This is a genomic window from Nocardioides speluncae (assembly GCF_003121585.1).
In the GTDB taxonomy this organism is placed as follows: Bacteria; Actinomycetota; Actinomycetes; order Propionibacteriales; family Nocardioidaceae; genus Nocardioides; species Nocardioides speluncae.
This window is the reverse complement of sequence record NZ_QEOO01000011.1, coordinates 147,422-166,329: the sequence shown is the minus strand read 5'-3', so window position 1 is coordinate 166,329 and position 18,908 is coordinate 147,422. Positions and strand designations below refer to the sequence as shown.

Annotated in this window: 22 protein-coding genes; 13 read left to right on the top strand and 9 right to left on the bottom strand. The window is 70.0% G+C overall.

Annotated features, from left to right (window positions below; genetic code table 11):
• The first annotated feature begins 15 nt into the window (after nt 1-15).
• From dut to DDV73_RS05675, 4 genes are read left to right on the top strand one after another with little or no spacing between them, the layout of a single operon-like run.
• Nucleotides 16-510: a dUTP diphosphatase gene (gene dut, locus DDV73_RS05690; protein ID WP_109506407.1), complete on the top strand. Its 495-nt coding sequence runs from the start codon at nt 16-18 to the stop codon at nt 508-510.
• The gene (locus DDV73_RS05685; RefSeq protein ID WP_109506255.1) at nt 507-1,181 is read left to right on the top strand and encodes a DUF3710 domain-containing protein; all 675 of its coding nucleotides are present in this window, start codon (nt 507-509) and stop codon (nt 1,179-1,181) included. Before dut ends, DDV73_RS05685 begins: the two co-directional genes overlap by 4 nt.
• 4 nt (nt 1,182-1,185) lie before the next feature.
• Nucleotides 1,186-1,551, top strand: coding sequence for an OB-fold nucleic acid binding domain-containing protein (locus DDV73_RS05680; protein WP_109506254.1), 366 nt, complete (start codon nt 1,186-1,188; stop codon nt 1,549-1,551).
• Nucleotides 1,535-2,317, top strand: a complete 783-nt coding sequence (locus tag DDV73_RS05675; protein WP_109506253.1) for a DUF3159 domain-containing protein — start codon at nt 1,535-1,537, stop codon at nt 2,315-2,317. Before DDV73_RS05680 ends, DDV73_RS05675 begins: the two co-directional genes overlap by 17 nt.
• Before the next feature lie 88 nt (nt 2,318-2,405).
• On the opposite strand, the gene DDV73_RS05670 is transcribed toward DDV73_RS05675, so the two are convergent.
• Together DDV73_RS05670 and DDV73_RS05665 are read right to left on the bottom strand one after the other, a co-directional pair.
• On the bottom strand, nt 2,406-3,077 hold the full coding sequence (locus DDV73_RS05670) for a potassium channel family protein (protein ID WP_109506252.1): 672 nt from the start codon (nt 3,075-3,077) through the stop codon (nt 2,406-2,408).
• Nucleotides 3,077-3,739, bottom strand: a complete 663-nt coding sequence (locus DDV73_RS05665; protein WP_109506251.1) for a potassium channel family protein — start codon at nt 3,737-3,739, stop codon at nt 3,077-3,079. The genes DDV73_RS05670 and DDV73_RS05665 overlap by 1 nt, the downstream gene beginning before the upstream one ends.
• 61 nt (nt 3,740-3,800) lie before the next feature.
• Here DDV73_RS05665 and DDV73_RS05660 point away from each other — a divergent pair, with 61 nt between their 5' ends.
• Nucleotides 3,801-5,840 carry an APC family permease gene (locus tag DDV73_RS05660; RefSeq protein WP_240617140.1) on the top strand — a complete coding sequence of 680 codons (2,040 nt, stop codon included), beginning with the start codon at nt 3,801-3,803 and terminating at the stop codon, nt 5,838-5,840.
• On the top strand, nt 5,837-6,985 hold the full coding sequence (locus DDV73_RS05655) for a class I SAM-dependent RNA methyltransferase (protein ID WP_109506249.1): 1,149 nt from the start codon (nt 5,837-5,839) through the stop codon (nt 6,983-6,985). The genes DDV73_RS05660 and DDV73_RS05655 overlap by 4 nt, the downstream gene beginning before the upstream one ends.
• A gap of 120 nt (nt 6,986-7,105) precedes the next feature.
• On the opposite strand, the gene DDV73_RS27740 is transcribed toward DDV73_RS05655, so the two are convergent.
• Entirely contained in the window at nt 7,106-7,273 is a 168-nt protein-coding gene (locus DDV73_RS27740) for a hypothetical protein (RefSeq protein WP_154402620.1), read from the bottom strand.
• A 134-nt stretch (nt 7,274-7,407) separates the two neighbouring features.
• On the opposite strand from DDV73_RS27740, the gene DDV73_RS28625 reads away from it, so the two are divergent.
• Nucleotides 7,408-8,199, top strand: a complete 792-nt coding sequence (locus DDV73_RS28625; protein ID WP_206050726.1) for a hypothetical protein — start codon at nt 7,408-7,410, stop codon at nt 8,197-8,199.
• 212 nt (nt 8,200-8,411) lie between these two features.
• On the opposite strand, the gene DDV73_RS05645 is transcribed toward DDV73_RS28625, so the two are convergent.
• The 5 genes from DDV73_RS05645 to DDV73_RS05625 all read right to left on the bottom strand — a co-directional run bounded on the left by DDV73_RS05645 (nt 8,412) and on the right by DDV73_RS05625 (nt 12,743).
• The gene (locus DDV73_RS05645) at nt 8,412-9,155 is read right to left on the bottom strand and encodes a hypothetical protein (protein ID WP_109506248.1); all 744 of its coding nucleotides are present in this window, start codon (nt 9,153-9,155) and stop codon (nt 8,412-8,414) included.
• A gap of 8 nt (nt 9,156-9,163) precedes the next feature.
• Complete coding sequence (locus DDV73_RS05640; protein WP_109506247.1) at nt 9,164-9,976, bottom strand: DUF4244 domain-containing protein; 813 nt, start codon at nt 9,974-9,976, stop codon at nt 9,164-9,166.
• An 83-nt stretch (nt 9,977-10,059) separates the two neighbouring features.
• The gene (locus DDV73_RS05635; RefSeq protein ID WP_109506246.1) at nt 10,060-10,920 is read right to left on the bottom strand and encodes a hypothetical protein; all 861 of its coding nucleotides are present in this window, start codon (nt 10,918-10,920) and stop codon (nt 10,060-10,062) included.
• Nucleotides 10,921-11,005: 85 nt separating this feature from the next.
• Entirely contained in the window at nt 11,006-11,638 is a 633-nt protein-coding gene (locus DDV73_RS05630) for a hypothetical protein (RefSeq protein WP_109506245.1), read from the bottom strand.
• Nucleotides 11,639-11,654: 16 nt separating this feature from the next.
• Nucleotides 11,655-12,743 carry an SGNH/GDSL hydrolase family protein gene (locus tag DDV73_RS05625; protein WP_109506244.1) on the bottom strand — a complete coding sequence of 363 codons (1,089 nt, stop codon included), beginning with the start codon at nt 12,741-12,743 and terminating at the stop codon, nt 11,655-11,657.
• A gap of 218 nt (nt 12,744-12,961) precedes the next feature.
• On the opposite strand from DDV73_RS05625, the gene DDV73_RS05620 reads away from it, so the two are divergent.
• Genes DDV73_RS05620 through DDV73_RS28180 form a run of 4 tightly spaced genes read left to right on the top strand, consistent with a single transcriptional unit; the run spans nt 12,962 to nt 17,871 of the window.
• Complete coding sequence (locus DDV73_RS05620; RefSeq protein WP_109506243.1) at nt 12,962-15,787, top strand: aconitate hydratase; 2,826 nt, start codon at nt 12,962-12,964, stop codon at nt 15,785-15,787.
• On the top strand, nt 15,787-16,356 hold the full coding sequence (locus DDV73_RS29050; RefSeq protein WP_240617139.1) for a hypothetical protein: 570 nt from the start codon (nt 15,787-15,789) through the stop codon (nt 16,354-16,356). The genes DDV73_RS05620 and DDV73_RS29050 overlap by 1 nt, the downstream gene beginning before the upstream one ends.
• A gap of 4 nt (nt 16,357-16,360) precedes the next feature.
• A complete protein-coding gene (locus DDV73_RS05615) occupies nt 16,361-17,149 on the top strand; it encodes a pentapeptide repeat-containing protein (protein ID WP_240617138.1) in 789 nt (262 codons plus the stop codon).
• The gene (locus DDV73_RS28180; RefSeq protein ID WP_161962291.1) at nt 17,146-17,871 is read left to right on the top strand and encodes a TSUP family transporter; all 726 of its coding nucleotides are present in this window, start codon (nt 17,146-17,148) and stop codon (nt 17,869-17,871) included. Before DDV73_RS05615 ends, DDV73_RS28180 begins: the two co-directional genes overlap by 4 nt.
• Here DDV73_RS28180 and DDV73_RS05605 read toward each other — a convergent pair.
• Nucleotides 17,868-18,170: a hypothetical protein gene (locus DDV73_RS05605; RefSeq protein WP_109506241.1), complete on the bottom strand. Its 303-nt coding sequence runs from the start codon at nt 18,168-18,170 to the stop codon at nt 17,868-17,870. The two genes, DDV73_RS28180 and DDV73_RS05605, sit on opposite strands and share 4 nt — an antisense overlap.
• Nucleotides 18,171-18,236: 66 nt before the next feature.
• Here DDV73_RS05605 and DDV73_RS27735 point away from each other — a divergent pair, with 66 nt between their 5' ends.
• Together DDV73_RS27735 and DDV73_RS05595 are read left to right on the top strand one after the other, a co-directional pair.
• Entirely contained in the window at nt 18,237-18,608 is a 372-nt protein-coding gene (locus DDV73_RS27735; protein ID WP_154402619.1) for a VOC family protein, read from the top strand.
• Entirely contained in the window at nt 18,605-18,904 is a 300-nt protein-coding gene (locus DDV73_RS05595) for an MTH1187 family thiamine-binding protein (protein WP_109506240.1), read from the top strand. Before DDV73_RS27735 ends, DDV73_RS05595 begins: the two co-directional genes overlap by 4 nt.
• Nucleotides 18,905-18,908: the final 4 nt, after the last annotated feature.

The following is an 18,908-nucleotide window of genomic DNA, read 5'->3' as shown; positions in this document are numbered from 1 at the left end:
GGGGGCTCGGTCGAGGTGCCCGTCCAGGTACCACTGGTTCGGCTCGACGCCGACCTGCCGTCGCCGTCGTACGCACATCCCGGCGACGCCGGCGCCGACCTGGTGACCACGATCGACGTGACCCTGAAGCCGGGGGAGCGGGCGGTGGTCCCAACCGGGATCGCGCTCGCGCTGCCCGACGGGTACGTCGGCCTGGTCCACCCGCGCTCCGGCCTGGCCGCGCGGCACGGGCTGTCGATCGTGAACGCGCCCGGCACCATCGACGCCGGCTACCGCGGTGAGGTGAAGGTCTGCCTGGTCAACCTCGACCCGGCTGAGCCGATCGAGCTGCGCCGCGGCGACCGGATCGCGCAGCTGGTCATCCAGCGGTTCGAGCGAGCGGCGTTCGTTGAGGTCGAGGCCTTGCCGGACTCGGCGCGTGGAGCGGGCGGATACGGTTCTACTGGGGGCTTCGGCCCCGTCCCGAGCGACACTGGCCGCTCGGGCACCGAGACGAGGAGCAACCCGTGAGATTCCGTCGTAAGACCGACGCTGAGGTAGACGACTCGGCCGAGGTCGAGGGACCAGAGGCGTCGGTCGAGGGACCAGAGGCGTCGGTCGAGACCGAAGCCGTGGCCGTGGCCGAGGAAGCTGTGAACGCGTCAGGTCCGTATGACATCGACGACGTCGACGACGAGCTCGAGCGCGCCGACCTCGGCGGGCTGCTGATTCCGCCGGTCGACGGCTGCGACGTCCGGATCCAGATTGATGAGAACACCCAGCAGGTGCAGTCGGTGCTGATCGCGGGCCAGGACGGCGCGGTCGAGGTGAAGGCGTTCGCGGCACCCCGCAACGGCGACCTCTGGGGCGAGGTGCGGCCGCAGATCGCAGCCGACATGGCTCAGCGCGGTGGCACCGCCACCGAGCGCGAGGGTCGCTTCGGCACCGAGATCATGTGCGTGATGCCGGTCCAGACCCCCGACGGCCAGGCCGCCACCCAGCCGTCCCGCGTGGTCGGCGTCAACGGCCCGCGCTGGCTGCTCCGGGCCACCTTCCTGGGTCGGCCGGCGGTCGAGCCGGACGCCGTACCGGAGTGGGAGGACGCCCTCGCCCAGGTCGTGGTCCGCCGCGGCACCGAGGCGATGCCGGTGGGTGCGGAGCTACCCCTGCACCTGCCCGACGGCGCCCATCGCGTCCCCTGATCCGATGGCCGAGGCGAGGGGTCGACTGCGCAGGGCGCTGAGCAGCTGGGCGAGCACCTCCGACCAGCACGACCGCGACCTGCGCAAGGCGCACTCCGGCGCCGGCACCACGGCGATCGGTGATGCGCCTGACCGGCAGCGGGTGCGGCTGAGCGGCACCCTGCGCACGGTCACGCTGCGCCCGCGCGGCGGCGTACCAGCGCTGGAGGCCGAGCTGTCCGACGGATCCGGTGTGATCACGCTGGTCTGGCTCGGGCGGCGCCGGATCACCGGCATCGCTGCCGGACGCTCGCTGGAGGCCGAGGGGCGGATCGGTGTGCACGATGGCACCCGCGTGATGTACAACCCTCGCTATGAGCTCAGGTCCTGAACCCGACGGCCCCGGCAGCCCCGATGGCACAGACACCGTGACCGCCCCCAAGGCATCCGTCGACTCCGTCGAGGCGGTGGTACGCCGTCAGCTCTCCACCGCGCTCGGTGGCCGGCGCGGCATGGTCGAGGCCGCCGTACCGACGATCCTGTTCACGGTGATCTGGCTCAGCACCAAGGAGATGCGGCTCGCCCTGAGCGTCAGTGTGGCCGCCGCGGTGCTGCTCCTGGTGGTGCGAGTGGTCCAGCGGTCGACGCCGCAGTTCGTGCTGAACGCGCTGTTCGGGATCGGCATCGGCTGGTTCTTCGTGACCATGTCTGCGCGCTCCGGCGGCGACGCCGACGACCAGGCGCTGGCTTACTTCCTGCCCGGGATCCTCTACAACACCGGCTACTCGGTCGTGCTGGCCTTCACCTGCCTGATCGGCTGGCCGCTGATGGGCTTTATGGTCGGCAGTGTCACCGGCGACCCCACCGCCTGGCACAAGGACCGGCAGGTCGTGAAGCTCTGCACCCTGCTCACCTGGGTGCTGGTCGCGCCGTGCGTCATCCGGGTCGCCGTCCAGGCCCCGATCTGGCTGGCCGCCAAGGCCGACTCCCTCGACGCCGACACCGCCGTCGCCATCCTCGGCGTCGCGAAGATCATCATGGGCTGGCCCCTCCAGCTCGCCGCCATCGCCCTGATGGTCTGGCTGCTGGCCCGCAACCACACCCCGATCGAAGAACAAAACGCCGACCCGGCCGGTGTTGACGAGCCTGAGCGCTGACCCGGCCCGTGTTGACACGCCTCGTGTGAAGACGGGCCTCGACTCGGAGCTCCGCTGGCGACGTCCTGGCGTGTGAAGACGGGCCGGGTCAGGGCTTGGGGGGTCGCGGGGCGAGGAGGTCCTCTAGCTGGTCCTCGACATCGGCGGAGACGACGAAGAGGAGCTCGTCGCCGGCCTCGACGGGCTGCTGGGGGTCCGGCGTGTAGACCTGACCGTCGCGCAGGATCGTGACCAGGGCGCTGTTGTCCGGGAACGGGATCAGGCCGACCGGCTTTCCGACGTACGGCGAGTCGTCGGGGAGCGTCATCTCGGTGAGGTTGGCGTTGCCCTTGCGGAAGGTGAACAGCCGCACCAGGTCACCGACGCTGACCGCCTCCTCGACCAGCGCGGACATGATCCGCGGCGTGGACACGTTGACGTCCACGCCCCAGGCCTCGGTGAACAGCCATTCGTTGTTGGGGTGGTTCACCCGGGCGACAGTGCGCGGTACGCCGAACTCGGTCTTGGCCAGCAGTGAGGTGACCAGGTTGACCTTGTCGTCGCCGGTGGCGGCGATGACCACGTCGCAGTTCTCCAGCTGCGCCTCCTCCAGCGAGGACATCTCGCAGGAGTCGGCGAGCAGCCACTCGACGTTCGGCACCCGCTCCGGCTTGATCGCGCCCGGGTCCTTGTCGATCAGCAGCACCTCGTGACCGTTGTCGATGAGCTCGGCGGCGATCGAGCGACCGACGGCGCCGGCGCCGGCGATGGCGACTCGCATCAGTCCTCCTCGGGTCCGTTGTCGAGGGCGGTGTAGGCGCCCGCGGCGCTCTCCTCGCGCATCACGAGGTGGAGCAGGTCGCCCTCCTGGATCACGGTCTCCTCGGTCGGCAGCATCCCCTCGCCGAGCCGGTCGATCCAGGCGATCCGGCTGTGCGTCTGCCGCTCGAGGGTGCTGGCGCGCTGCCCGATCCAGCGCTCGGTGACCGGGGTCTGGTCGAGCCGGATCGTGCCGGACGGGTCCCGGAAGTCCGGCTCGGCACCTGCCGGCAGCAGCCGTCGCAACACCTGGTCGGCGGTCCACTTGACGGTGGCGACGGTGGTGATGCCGAGCCGCTGGTAGACCTCGGCCCGGCCGGGGTCGTAGATCCGGGCCACGACCTGCTGGATGCCGAACGTCTCCCGCGCGACACGCGCGGCGATGATGTTGGAGTTGTCACCGCTGGACACGGCTGCGAACGCATCGGCACGCTCCACTCCGGCCTTGGTGAGTACGGCGTGGTCGAAGCCGTAGCCGGTGACCTTCTCGCCGTTGAACGACGGCCCGAGTCGCCGGAAGGCGTCGGGGTTGCTGTCGATCACAGAGACGGTGTGGTTGCGGTCCTCGAGGCTGCGGGCGAGGGTCGAGCCGACCCGGCCACAGCCCATGATCACGACGTGCACGGGCTCACGCTATCCCAGCGGATGCCCTGGCACTGGTCACCGTGGTCTAGCCTTTCCCGTCGTGGGACTCGGAGACGTATCGAAGCGGATCCTGCTCGGCCGCAAGCTCCGGAGCTCGCAGCTGGGCGAGACGCTGCTTCCCAAGCGGATCGCGCTCCCGGTCTTTGCGAGCGACGCGCTGTCGTCTGTCGCCTACGCGCCGGACGAGATCTTCATCATGCTGGCCATCGCCGGCGCGTCGGCCTACGTCTGGTCCTGGCCGATCGGTATCGCGGTCGGTGTCGTGATGCTGACCGTGGTCGCGTCGTACCGCCAGAACGTGCACGCCTACCCGTCCGGCGGCGGCGACTACGAGGTCGCGACGGTCAACCTCGGGCGCAACGCGGGCGTCACGGTCGCGAGCGCGCTACTGGTGGACTACGTGCTGACGGTCGCGGTCTCGATCTCGTCGGCAGCGCAGTACGCCGCCGGCGCGATCCCGGTGCTGATCGGCCACGAGCCGCTGGTGGCGAGCGTCGCGGTCGTCCTGCTGACCGCGATGAACCTGCGCGGCGTCCGCGAGTCCGGCACGGTCTTCGCCGTACCCACCTACCTGTTCATGCTGGCGATCCTCGGCATGTGCGGCTACGGCCTGATCCGGCTGCTGGTCGGCGACCTGCCCGACGCCGAGAGCGCCCACCTGGAGATCGAACCGGCACCGGGCTGGGAGGGACCGCTGACCCAGGTGGCGCTGGTGTTCCTGCTGGCCCGCGCGTTCTCCTCCGGCTGTGCGGCGCTCACCGGTATCGAGGCGATCTCCAACGGCGTGCCGGCGTTCCGGAAGCCGAAGAGCGCGAACGCGGCGACCACGCTTCTCCTACTTGGGCTGATCGCGATCTCGATGATGATGAGCGTGATCGTGCTGGCCAAGCAGATGAGCATCCGGTACGTCGATCCGCACGAACTCGAACGGCTGAGTGGGGCCGATGCGGGCTACGAGCAGCACCCGGTGATCTCGCAGATTGCCGCGGGCGTGTTCGACCACTTCTCGCCGGGGTTCTACTTCGTGATCACGGTGACCGGGGTGATCCTGGTGCTGGCGGCCAACACGGCCTTCAACGGCTTCCCGGTGCTGGGCTCGATCCTCGCCCAGGACGGCCTCGCCCCGCGGGCACTCGCCCAGCGTGGCGACCGGCTGGCGTACAGCAACGGCATCATCTTCCTGGCGGTGATGGCGATCGCGCTGATCCTGGCCTTCGACGCCGAGGTGACCAAGCTGATCCAGCTCTACATCGTCGGCGTCTTCGTCTCGTTCAACCTCAGCCAGCTCGGCATGATCCGGCACTGGACCCGCCACCTCAAGACCGAGACGGACCCGGCGGAGCGGCGCCGGATGATGCGGTCGCGAGCGATCAACACCTTCGGGCTCGGCATGACCGCGGTAGTGCTGGTGATCGTGCTGATCACCAAGTTCCTCGCCGGGGCCTGGATCGCGATCCTGGCCATGGGTGCCTTCTTCCTGCTGATGAAGGGCATCAGCCGCCACTACGCACACGTCGAGCTCGAGCTCGCCGCCGACGAGGGCGACAAGGCGCTGCCCACCCGGGTGCATGCGATCGTCCTGGTCTCCAAGCTGCACAAGCCCACGCTGCGCGCCCTCGCCTACGCCAAGGCGAGCCGGCCCAATGTGCTTGAGGCGGTGTACGTCGGCACCGATCCCGCGTCGACCGACCGGCTGCTGGAGGAGTGGGAGGAGCGGAACTTCGACGTGCCGCTCAAGGTCCTGCACTCGCCGTACCGCGAGCTGATCAAGCCGATCGTCGACTACACCGCGGAGATCCGGAAGGCGAACCCGCGCGGCGTGGTCGCCGTCTACATCCCGGAGTACGTCGTCGGCCGCTGGTGGGAGCAGCTGCTGCACAACCAGACCGCGCTGCGGCTCAAGGGCCGGCTGCTGTTCACGCCGGGCGTGATGGTCACCTCGGTGCCCTACCAGCTGCGCTCCTCGCAGGTGGCCCGCGAGCGGGCGGAGTGGGACCGGACCCGGCTGCGCGCCGGGGACGTACGTCGCGGGCAGATCCGCAGCGACGTCTCCGACAAGGGCCGGCGGGTTCCCAAGTGACCCGCAACCCCCGGCCTCGGCAGGCGCGTGGGCGGTCCCGGGTGGGGGAGCGGTTCACCGCCGAGGTCGGTCCGATCGCGCACGGCGGCCACTGCGTGGTCCGGCTGCCCGAACCGGAGGCGCGGGTGGTCTTCGTCCGGCACGCACTGCCCGGTGAGACCGTCGTCCTGGAGATCACCGAGGGCACCGAGGGCGACCGGTTCTGGCGCGGCGACGCGGTCGAGGTCACCACGGCTTCTCCGGATCGGGTCACCGCGCCGTGCCTGTTCTCCGGTCCCGGAGCCTGTGGCGGCTGCGACTTCCAGCACGTCGCAATGCCCGCCCAGCGTGAGCTCAAGGCGACGGTGGTCCGCGAGCAGCTGCGGCGGCTGGCCGGTCTGGACCTGCCGGTCGTGGTCGAGGCGGTCCCCGGCGACCAGGACGGCCTGCGCTGGCGGACCCGCGTCGAGTACGCCGAAACCCGCGACGGCCGCCGCGGCATGCGCAAGCACCGCTCCCGCGACGTGGTCCCGATCGACGACTGCCTGATCGCCGCCGTTCCGCCGGTTGAGGAGGTCGCGCAGCGACCGTCTCGAAACCAAGGCACGTCCATCGAGGTCGTCGGCTCACACGAGTTCAGCCGCGCAGCTGACGGATTCTGGCAGGTCCACCCCGGAGCGCCCACGGTGCTCGTCGAGACCGTACTCGACTTCCTGCAGCCCCGGCCGGGGGAGTCGGTGATGGACCTGTACGCCGGCGTCGGGCTGTTCGCACGCTTCCTCGGCGAGGCCGTTGGTGCGGGCGGCGAGGTGCTTGCGGTCGAGGGTGACCGGGTCGCCTGTGAGCACGCGGTCGGCAACCTCGCCGGCCTGCCGAAGGCGCGGGTCGAGGCGGGGCCGGTCGCCAAGGTGCTGGAGCGTCTCGACAGCCCGCCGGCGGACCTCGTCGTACTCGACCCGCCACGGGAGGGCGCGAAGCGGAAGGTCGTCGAGCAGGTCGTCTCGTCCGCTCCACGCGCGGTCGCCTACGTCGCCTGCGACCCGTCGGCACTGGCCCGCGACATAGCGATCTTCGCCGAGCACGGCTACCGGCTGGAGCGGCTGCGCGCCTTCGACCTGTTCCCGATGACGCACCACGTGGAGTGCGTCGCGCTGCTGGAGCAGTAGTCACACCGGTGGTCGAGCAGGTTGCGCAGCAACCGTCGTCGAGACCACATCCGCGTGGTCTCGATCCGCGTGGTCTCGACGACGCTCGCTAGCGCTCGCTGCTCGACCACCCGGCGGGTGCTACAGCGAGGCCGGGACCGGGAGCTGCTGGGCGACGGCGAGGGCGGAGTCCTGGACCTGCCCGTCGGCACCGATCACCAGGTCGTGCCGGACCAGGTCCTGGCCCTTGACCTCCCACAGCGTGAGCTGCCAGCCGTCACCGGCGGCGATCGCGGCCGGCGCGGTCACCTTCGACGACCAGGCGGTCTCGACGTCCTGCTTGGCCTGGCCGCTGACCGGAACGTAGCGGCTGCTTGTCGCGAGCCTCAGCGACGGCGCGACGAATCGAGTGGCGTGAGTGATGTGTACGGGATGATCGTCGTGTGACGTCAGAGGTCGAGGTCCTAGCGGCGGTTCGCGCCACCGACTGGTCGCGGTTCAGTTCGCCGGCTGTCAACTACCTGTGGGACTACGACCCGGATCGAGTCATCCCGGCATTCGAAGCCGTGGTCCAAGCGAACGATAGTGAGAGTGCCCTCCGCGCCGAAGATGCGCTCCTTCATGCCCTTGCGCACAACCACAGCGGCACTCCGAATGAGGCGATCGTTACTGGCGGACGGTTCCTGGTGCGCCTCGTCCGACTCACGGACGGATGGCCACGCGCTGCCGTCATCAGCACGCTCACCCAGTGTTACATGTTCGCGCATGGCGTCACGGATTATCGGACCGCCGCCGGTGCAGTGCACGACCTGACGCCATGGTTGCCGCTCGTGCACACCCTGGCGCCGCTCTTGCGTGAGGTACCAGAAGGCGACCCGGGAGCGTCGAGGGCCGCTGAGCTGCTCCTCACGCTGGACGAACTGCCGCCGTGCCTCTGGATCGATGAAGTCGAGTTCGGTGAGGACTTCGTCGACGTTCGCTCGGACTATGAGGAGGCTGTTCGACTCGAACGCGAACTGAACATGGAGATCTCCGACGGGCATCCGCTCGCTGGCCGGAGGTGGCGTGTGGTTGCTCGTGCGCTCCCGCAAGACGACGTCATCGTCCACGCGGCGAACGACGTCGCCGTCGTTCATCTGACGTGGAGCGGCAAGCCTGAGCAGCCGGGATGGCCGATGACGGAGTTCGTTTCCTCTGCGGAGGAGCTTGCTCAAGCGCTCACTGATCGCTACTAGCACTGCAGGGTGTTTCCCGTTTTCGGTTGTGACCGCCAGAGCCCGAATCGCCTCGGCCGATGATCCCCAGGTCAGCTGCTAGTTTGCCCAGGTCGCCCGGGTGGTCGAGCAGGTTGCGCAGCAACCGTCGTCGAGACCACATCCGCGTGGTCTCGATCCGCGTGGTCTCGACGACGCTCGCTAGCGCTCGCTGCTCGACCACCCGGCGGGTGCTACAGCGAGGCCGGGACCGGGAGCTGCTGGGCGACGGCGAGGGCGGAGTCCTGGACCTGCCCGTCGGCACCGATCACCAGGTCGTGCCGGACCAGGTCCTGGCCCTTGACCTCCCACAGCGTGAGCTGCCAGCCGTCACCGGCGGCGATCGCGGCCGGCGCGGTCACCTTCGACGACCAGGCGGTCTCGACGTCCTGCTTGGCCTGGGTCTGCTCGGCGGTCATGGTGGGCCGCCACTGGACCTCGCCGAGGCTCTCGATCCGGTAGCTCCACACCGCGAAGTCGCGGGTGCTGTCCAGGTAGGTCTGCGCGATCGCGGTGGCCACCTCACCGGAGTCCGCCGTCGCACCGGCGGCGGCGAGCATCTGGTTGAAGCCGTCCGGCTTGCCCGACAGCAGGTGGACCGTGCCGTCCTCGGCCAGCCCGGCGTAGAAGCGCTGGGAGTGCGGGGTGCCGGTCGACTCGACGTCGATGATCTGCCAGCCGGCGAGCCAGGTCGCGTTGACCGGGGTCAGCTTGGTGGTCTCCTTGCTGACCAGCTTCGCGTTGGCGGGGCTGGTGGCCTCGAGGCCGGCGGCCAGTCGGCTGCGCATGTCGTCCTCCTGCGGCGTACCGCTGCCCTCCGAGTTGTTCCCCGAACCGCCCCCGGAGTCGTCCGAGTCGGAGGCGCCGCCGCAGGCGGCCGCGCCGGCCGAGACGGCCGCGGCCAGGGCGATGGCGATGAGCGTGCGTCGGATTCTCATGTCCCTACCTAGTTAACCGAGTCCCAGTAGGCACCGTAGTAGTCGGGGTACGACTGCCCGTTGGTCGAAGTGACGAAACCGCCGTTGTAGAACTCCTGGTTCACCGCGTTGAACCCGGCCTGCTCGGCCTCCGCCGGCGTCGAGCCGTTGGCGATGGCGGCGTCATAGGCCTGGGTGTACGCCGCCTCGCCCGGCTGCTGGGGCACGGTGTGCCCGGCGTCGCGGAACTCGCGGGCAGCGATGATCTGCTGGACCACGCCGTCGGTCTCCTCGAGGATCGCGTCCCGGACGTAGTCCTCGCGGCTGAGCTCGGTCGCCTCGGCACTGCGGCCGTCGACGGTGTAGCGGGCGTGGTTCGTCTCGTGGATGAAGACCGCCGCGTTGTCCTGGCCGCCGCCGAGGACGATCTCCGAGCCGTTCCAGTAGGCACCGGTCTGGCTCGGGTCGACGACGACCTCGATGTCGTTGTCGGCCAGCCACTGCAGCGCGTCGCGTCCGCGCTGGGTGGACAGCAGCACCTCGACCAGGTCGGAGTCGGGGTCCAGGCCGTCCGGGATGTCGACATCCTCAGGGTCGGTCTGGTCGGGTCCTCCGGGCCGGTCGCTCCCATCGCTGCCGCCGCAGTCGCCGCCGGCGCCCACGGTCTCGCCGATCTTGCAGAGCGCCCCCTTGACGGTGTCGCCTGCCTGTGGGGCGATGACGCCGACGAAGGAGAGTACGGCGACCGCGAGCAGGGCGACGAAGGCCACGATGCCGACGTACTCGGCGGTGGACTGGCCGGCCTGATTCCGGCGTCGGGTGGTGGTGGCGACGCAGCGCATGGAGCAACGATGGTGGGTCGCGGACGGGTCGAGCAGAGCCCACGGGCCTACCGCTGGGCCCAAGATTCCGGGCACGGTTCTGCTCAGTGCGCGTCGTCCCAGACCTCGCCCCACTTGTCGGGGTAGCTCTGGCCGTCGGTCGACTGGACGATGCCGCCGTTGTAGTACTCCTCGTTGACCGCGTCCGTCGCGGCCTGGAACGCCTCGGCCTCGCTCTTGCCGGCGGCGATCGCGTCGTCGTACGCGTCCTCGTAGGCGCCCTCGCCCGGCTGGCGGGGCACCTCGTAGCCGGCATCCCGCAGCTGGCGCGCGGCCCGGATCTGCTCGGCGGTGGCGACCGCGTCCTCGTAGACCGACTCGCGGATGAAGGTCTCCCGGTCGAGCTCGTCGACGTCGGCGTTGCGGTCCTCGACGTCGTACTGGGCGTGGTTGGCCTCGTGGAAGATCCGGACCGCGCCCTCGCCGGGCGTGCGCTGGCCACCGTTGCCGTCGTCCATGCCGATGGTCAGGGTGCCGTCGGAGTACCAGTACGCCGTCTCGTCCGGGTCGAGCACGACCTCGATGTCGTTGTCGTGCAGCCACTGGAGCAGCGCCCGGCCGTCCGGGGTGGACAGCAGTGCCTGGGTGACCTCGTTGTCGGGGTCCAGGCCCTCGGGCAAGTCCGGCTGCTCGGGCTCCGGGCTCGGCTCGTCGGTGGGGTCGTCCGGGTCGTCCGGCTTGCCGTCGTCGCCGGGCTCGCCGGAGTCGCCGCCGCAGGATCCGCCGCCGCCGACGGTCGAAGAGATCTTGCAGTACGCCGTGCTGGCGACGTCCTTGGCCTCGCCGCTCAGCTGGACCGTGACCGCCAGCAGCGCCACCACGAGCAGCGCGACGAACGCGACGATGCCGACGTACTCAGCGGTGCCCTGTCCACGCTGGTCGAGGGCGAGTCGACGACGGCTCATGGGCTCCAGGGTGGGGTGCCGGGACCGGGTGTCACAGAGCCCCCAGGCCCTAGCCCGGGCCCAAACTGGGGCCTTGCTGGTCGGGTCAGGCGCGTGCGGCGATGGCCTGGGCCATCGCGTTCACGTCGGTCCGCGCGGGCAGGGAGCCGAGGCCGTAGGCCAGCAGCACGGTGACCTGGCTGCCGTTGCGGAACGCGACGTACTCGCGCTCCATCGGCGGCTTGCCGCTGCCCGCGGGTGCGGCGGCGGCGCCACGGGCGGCCGCGAAGTCCTCGCCGACCGCGTCGATGTCGGTGATCGGGGTGACCTCGATGTCAGCGCCGTCGGCCTGCCAGGTCGTGCAGGTGCTGACCGCCTCGACCCACTCGGCCATCCGCTTCGCGGTGGCCGCCTCGTCGGAGGAGACGAAGGAGTACTGGATCACGAACGGCCCCGCCGCGTCCTGGGTGAACCGCTGGGTCTCGGCGCTGGACAGGTGCGGTGGCTCGAGGACGACGTCGCACAGCTCGGGGATGCCGAGGTGCTGCTGGCCGGTGGCGTACCGCCAGCCCTCTGGCAGCTCGTCCTTGCCGAGGATCCAGGAGGCCGCCTCGCCTCCGGACTTCGCGGTCTGCCGGTCGTCGGGCTCCTGGCCGGAGCGCTCGGGTGTGGACTCGCTGCCGCAGGCGGCGAGCGGCAGGAGGAGCGCTGCCAGGGCGATCACAAGAACCATCTTCACAGAGCCCATCTTGCCCTCACCGGCCCCGATTGATCGCGGCGTTCACGGCGTCGGCGATCGCCTGCTGGCCTTGGGCGTTGGGGTGGAAGCTCGCGGGGTTGACCGTCACCGGCGGCCATCCCCACTGCGTATCGAGGTCGAGGTCGTTCATCCACGGCTCGTCGGTGCCGATCTCGTGGCCGTCCAGCGCGTTGCTGACGTCGACGTACTCGACGTCGGCGCCCTGGGCGTTGGCCGCGGCGATCGCGTTCTGGATCGCCTGGTTGGCGTAGTCGCCCATGCCGTTCAGCCAGCGGCGCTCGGCGGCCGTGATGCTGGAGCTCCAGCTGATCCCGTGGCCACCGTCGTCGGGGAAGAGCTGCGGGTAGCCGACGATCAGCAGGCGTGCGTTCGGCGCTCGCTCGCGCATGTCGAGGTACATCTGCACCAGCTGCTGGGCCTCGCGGTCCATCCGCTCTCTGACCTGGCGCTCGTACTCGGCGTTCGCGCAGCCGCCCGTCACGCACTCAGTGAGTACGTCGGCGAAGCCGAAGTCGTTGCCGCCCATGGAGATGGTGACCAGCGAGGTGTTCTCGGTGATCCGGTCCCGCTGCGGACCCTCGTTGTTCCCAGGGTTGTTGCCGAAGTAGTTCTCGACCACCGCGCCGCTGCAGGCGCCGAACACCATGTTGCCGCCGAAGTTTCCGCCGTTGTAGACGACCTGGGAGTAGGCGTTCTGGCTGCGGTGACAGCGGTTGCCGTCCTGGTCGGTGCCCTCCAGGTAGTCGTCGGCGCCCTCGCCGGAGGAGTAGGAGTCGCCGAGCGCGACGTAGTCGCCGGCCTCGGCCCGGTCGCGCGGGGTGGCCGGGTCGGGCTGGCCGTCGCCGTCCCGGTCGGTGGTGCCCGGGCCGCCGGGACGGCCGGTCTCGGAGCCGTTCGAGTCGCAGCCGCCGCCACCGACGAGCGAGCCGATCTTGCAGAACGCCGTGCCGGCGACGTCGCGGGCGGGCTCGGCCGCGGAGGGCCGGACGAAGGCGATCGCGGCCACGACCAGGAGCGCGACGAAGGCGGCGATGCCGACGTACTCGCCGGTGCTCTGTCCTCGCTGGTCGCCGCGGCGTCTCATGGTCCATAGCGTCCCGCCGAGGCGCTGCGCCGGGCAGGGCCCGAGGGCCCTGTTGCGGGCCCAATCCTCGATGCCCGGTCCCGAGACTGCTTCGACATCGTGTATCTTGATATCGAGAGACTTCGGGAGCGCGCAGGTTAGGTCTGCCTTACTACCCTTGCCGCGTCGCTCCTCGGCAAGATGTGCAGGTATCCAACAGACCCATGAGGAGATGGCTGATGGCCAGTCAGGACAGCTTCGGCGCCAAGGGCGCACTCGACGTCGACGGCGCGTCGTACGAGATCTTCCGGCTGAGTGCCGTGACCGGCGAGGGGTTGCCCGACAACGCAGTCGACTCGTTGCCGTTCTCCCTGAAGGTGCTCCTGGAGAATCTGCTGCGTACCGAGGACGGCGCCAACATCACTGCCGACGACATCAAGGCGCTCGCCGGCTGGGACGAGACCGCCGAGCCCGACAAGGAGATCCAGTTCACCCCGGCGCGGGTGATCATGCAGGACTTCACCGGCGTGCCGTGCGTGGTCGACCTGGCCACGATGCGCGAGGCGATGGCCGAGCTCGGCGGCGACCCGTCGAAGATCAACCCGCTCGCGCCCGCCGAGATGGTCATCGACCACTCCGTGATCGCCGACGTCTTCGGGACGCCGGAGGCGTTCGAGCGCAATGTCGAGATCGAGTACGAGCGCAACCGCGAGCGCTACCAGTTCCTGCGCTGGGGCCAGGGCGCCTTCGATGACTTCAAGGTGGTCCCGCCCGGCACCGGCATCGTGCACCAGGTGAACATCGAGCACCTCGCCCGCACGATCTTCACCCGCGACGTCGACGGCGAGCTGCAGGCCTACCCGGACACCTGCGTCGGCACCGACTCCCACACCACGATGGTCAACGGCATCGGCGTGGTCGGCTGGGGCGTCGGTGGCATCGAGGCCGAGGCGGCCATGCTGGGCCAGCCGGTGTCGATGCTGATCCCGCGCGTGGTCGGCTTCAAGCTGAATGGCGACCTGCCCGAGGGCTCGACGGCCACCGACCTGGTGCTGACGATCACCGAGATGCTGCGTAAGCACGGCGTGGTCGGGAAGTTCGTTGAGTTCTACGGACCGGGCGTCTCCGCGCTGCCACTGGCCAACCGCGCGACCATCGGCAACATGTCGCCCGAGTTCGGGTCGACGATCGCGGTCTTCCCGATCGACGAGGAGACCGTCAAGTACCTGCGCCTCACCGGCCGCTCCGAGGAGCAGCTCGCGCTGGTCGAGTCCTATGCCAAGGAGCAGGGCCTCTGGCACGACCCGTCCGCCGAGCCGCGGTACTCCGAGAAGCTCGAGCTCGACCTCGCGACCGTCGTGCCCTCGATCGCCGGGCCGAAGCGGCCGCAGGACCGGATCCAGGTGACAGACGCCAAGCAGGCATTCCGCGGCGCGCTGGCCGACTATGTCGATGAGGACGAGAAGGGGTACGACGAGGCCGCGGCCGAGTCGTTCCCGGCGTCCGACTCCCCGGCGTACCACGGCACGAACGGCGCCGCGGCACCCACCGACCACCTCTCCGCAGCGCCCACCGACGGCGGCCGGCCCAGCGACCCGGTCGACGTCACCCTCGCCGACGGCACCAAGTTCACCCTCGACCACGGCGCGGTCACGATCGCGGCGATCACCTCGTGCACCAACACCTCGAACCCGTCGGTGATGATCGGTGCGGCGCTGCTGGCGAAGAACGCGGTCGAGAAGGGCCTGCAGCGCAAGCCGTGGGTGAAGACCACGCTGGCGCCCGGCTCGAAGGTGGTCTCGGACTACTACGAGAAGGCCGGCCTCACGCCGTACCTCGACAAGCTCGGCTTCAACCTCGTGGGCTACGGCTGCACCACCTGCATCGGCAACTCCGGCCCGCTGATCCCCGAGGTGTCGGCCGCGGTCCAGGAGAAGGACCTGTCGGTGACCTCGGTGCTGTCCGGCAACCGGAACTTCGAGGGCCGGATCAACCCCGACGTGAAGATGAACTACCTCGCGTCGCCGCCGCTGGTGGTCGCCTACGCGCTGGCCGGCTCCATGGACGTCGACTTGTTCTCTGACCCGCTCGGCCAGGACGCGGGAGGCAACGACGTGTTCCTCAAGGACATCTGGCCGTCGCCGGCCGAGGTCGAGGAGACCATCGCGGCTGCCGTCAACAGCGAGATGTTCGGGTCGTCGTACCAGGACGTCTTCGCGGGCGACGACCGCTGGCGGTCGCTGCCGACCCCCGAGGGCAACACCTTCGCCTGGGACGAGGCCTCGACCTACGTACGGCGGGCGCCGTACTTCGACGGCATGCCGGACGAGCCGACCCCGGTCACCGACATCGAGGGCGCGCGGGTGCTGCTCAAGCTCGGCGACTCGGTCACCACCGACCACATCAGCCCGGCCGGCGCGATCAAGAAGGACTCGCCCGCGGGCAAGTACCTCGCCGAGCACGGGGTCGAGCAGCGCGACTTCAACTCCTACGGCTCGCGCCGCGGCAACCACGAGGTGATGATCCGCGGGACGTTCGCGAACATCCGGCTGCGCAACCAGCTCGCACCCGGCACCGAGGGCGGCTTCACCCGGGACTTCACCGGGTCGGGCGACGTCACCACCGTGTTCGAGGCGTCGGAGAAGTACCTCGCCGCAGGCACGCCGCTCGTCGTACTCGCCGGCAAGGAGTACGGCTCCGGCTCGTCGCGCGACTGGGCGGCCAAGGGCACCTCGCTGCTCGGCGTGAAGGCCGTGATCGCCGAGTCCTACGAGCGGATCCACCGCTCCAACCTGATCGGCATGGGCGTGATCCCGCTGCAGTTCCCGGCCGGCCAGACCGCGGAGTCGCTGGGGATCACCGGCGAGGAGACGTTCTCGATCACCGGCATCACCGCGCTCAACGACGGCACCACGCCGAAGACCGTCAAGGTCAAGGCGGCCAAGGCTGATGGGCAGAGCGTGGAGTTCGACGCCGTCGTCCGGATCGACACCCCGGGTGAGGCCAACTACTACCGCAACGGCGGGATCATGCAGTACGTGCTCCGCAACCTGCGAAACGGCTGATGTCCCAGGACTTCCTGGAGCATGCCCGAGCGGCAGCCGACCCCGACGGTCGGCTGCCGCTGGGCGCGATGGCCGACTGGGAGGTCTTCCCGTTCGAGGCCGAGTCGCTGCGAACGCGGCCGCTGACCGAGTACGCCGTACCCGAGCCGGACCGACGCCGCCCTCCGGAGGAGTGCAAGGTCTGCCGAGCCGTCAACGAGCAGGTACTAGGGACGTGGGGCAGGTTCGTGCTGGTGCGCGCCGCGCGCACCAGCCTCGCCTTCAACGCGACCGTGGCGACCAGCGAGCATGTCGGCCTCGACGAACTGCCGCCGGAGGACCATGCCGATCTCGGTCGAGCGCTGGGGGCGTCGTACGCCGCCGTCAAAGCGCTGCCGGAGGTCGGGAACGTGCACCTCAACAAATGGGAGAACGGCGCCGGTCACCTGGCGTTCAACCTCTACGCACGGCCCCTCGGCGTACTCCAGCTGCGTGGCTCTAACCTGCCGATCTGGGCAGACATGCTGCCGCCGATCGCCGAGGACGAGTTCGCCGCCCGCGCGGAGCTGGTTCGCCAGGCGCTCGCGTGAACCCGTGAGCGAGGTCGTCGCCGAGCTGCGCGCGGACTGCTCGCGGTGCGTCGGCCTGTGCTGTGTCGCACCGGCCTTCAGCAAGGGCTCGGAGTTCGCGATCGACAAGCCGGCGGGCGTGGCCTGTCTGAACCTCGAGGCGGACTTCCGCTGTTCGATCCACACTTCCCTGCGCGACCAGGGCTTCCGTGGGTGCACGGTCTTCGACTGCTTCGGCGCCGGCCAGCAGGTCACGCAGGTGACGTACGGCGGAGCCCACTGGCGCGACGTACCGGAGATGCTGGACGCCTTCCTGGTGATGCGCGACCTGCACGAGATGCGCTGGTATCTGTGGCGGGCCGAGACCCTCGTCGAGCCTGGCCAGCTTCGGGATCAGGTCGTCGCCGTCCGTCAGGAGCTGGAGACCGAGGCGGACTCGGAGGCGGGAGCGCTGCTCGCGACCGACACCGACTGGTACCGGCAGCAGGTTGGCCGGCTGCTGGACGAGGTCAGCTCGCTGGTGCGTGGTCCGGGCCGCGCGGACCACGCGGGCGCCGACCTGGCCGGTCGCTCATTCGTCGGGTCGGACCTCCGCGGCGCGTCGTTTCGTGGATCCCAGCTGATCGGGGCGGACCTGCGCGACGCCGACCTCGACCGTGCCGATCTCCTCGGCGCAGACCTGCGCGGCGCCGACGTCCGGGGTACGGCGCTCGCTGGTGCGCTGTTCCTCAGCCAGTTCCAGGTCAACGCCGTCGGCGGGGACGACCGGACCACGCTGCCCGTGGATCTCGATCGCCCCGCACACTGGACGTGACCGTGGCGTCCCTGTTGCTGATCGTCGTACTCGCCGCCGCGGTGTTCGTCGGCGCGCTGGTGCAGGGCGTGGTCGGGCTGGGCGTGGGGCTGGTGTTCGCGCCGATCGCGGCCACGCTGGTGCCGGAGCTGATGCCGGTGCTGCCTCTCTGGCTCGGCCTGGCCACCGCGAGCAGCTCGCTGCTGACCGAGCGTCACGGCATCGACTGGCACGTGATCCGCTGGGCGATGCCGGCGCGGGTCGCCGGCACCGCGGGCGGCATCTGGCTGGTCCTGCAGTTCACTCCGTCGCAGATCGGGATCGCGGTGGCGGTGATGGTGCTGCTGGCGGTCGCGCTGTCCGTGCGCAGTGTGACGGTCCCGGTCAACCGCGGCACGCTGGTCGGAGCCGGCCTGGCCGGGGGAGTGGCCGGCACCGCGACCTCGATAGCCGGGCCACCGATCGCGCTGCTGCTCCAGCACCGCAAGCCGAGCGAGGTACGGCCGACGCTGGCGGTGTTCTTCACCGTCGGTGCGGCCGTCAGCCTCGTCGGCCTGGCGGCGACCGGCGCGGCGCCTCCGGCCGCTTTCGGCATCGGCATCCTGCTGACGCCGTTCGTCTTCGCGGGGCTGTACGCCGGGGCGCGGGTGCGCGAGCGAGTCTCGCGCGAGAGGTTCCGGTACGCCGTACTCGTGGTCTGCGCGCTGTCGGCGCTGGTGCTGCTGGCGAAGTCGCTCGCCTAACGTCGCTGCATCTCCCAGGCCGCGCGGATGGCGTCACGGATGGCGTCGTCGTTGCCGTGGTCGAGCACCGCCTGCACCTTGCGGTGACGTTCCATGCGCGGCGGCACGCCGAACGTGTCGGGGTGGTCGTGCACCAACCGCTCGCGCACCGAGATATCGGTCCGGATCACCAGCGTCGTCGGGTCCTCGGCGCGCACCACCAGCCGGTCGTCGACGTACCACGCCGGTCGGCCGGCGGTGCCCTTCTTCTTGCAGCCCGGCAGGGTGGCGGCGAAGGCACCGACGTCCTCGAGGTCCATGGGTCGAACGCTAGCCTGGGCGCAGCCGCGCGATCGCGCGGCGACAAGCGACAGGAGACTCAACGGATGCGTGGCAAGCCGACCTGGTGGGACATTCAAGTGGATGACCTGGAGGTGGCCCAGCAGTTCTACGGGGCGGCGTTCGACTGGACCTTCCCGATGGCCGGACCGGACTTCGTCGTGGTCTTCGACGGCACCGAGCCGGTCGGCCAGCTCTACCTGCGCACCGAGCCGGCCGCGGGCCGCGGGATCCGGATGTACTTCGACACCGACGACCTCGAGGGCACGATCGCGAAGGTCGCCTCCGCCGGCGGCAAGGTGCTGGTCGAGCGGACGCCGATCAACCCGGAGATGGGCTGGTGGGCCGAGTTCGCCGACCCGAGCGGCGTGATCATCGGCCTGCGGACCCGGACCGCGGCTGCCCAGGGGTCCGCATGATCGTGGCATTCAGCATCAGCCCCATGGCCGGCGACGAGACCGGGTCGGTGACCGAGGCGGTCGCGGCGGCGGTCCGCGTCGTTCGCGAGTCCGGCCTGCCCAACGAGACCAACGCGATGTTCACCAACATCGAGGGGGAGTGGGACGAGGTGATGGCCGTGGTCAAGCGGGCCGTCGACGTCGTCGCCGAGGTCTCGCCGCGCGTCGGGCTGGTGCTGAAGGCCGACATCCGGCCCGGCCACACCGGCCAGCTCACCGCCAAGGTCGAACGGATAGAAGCGGCGCTAGAAAAGTGACGTC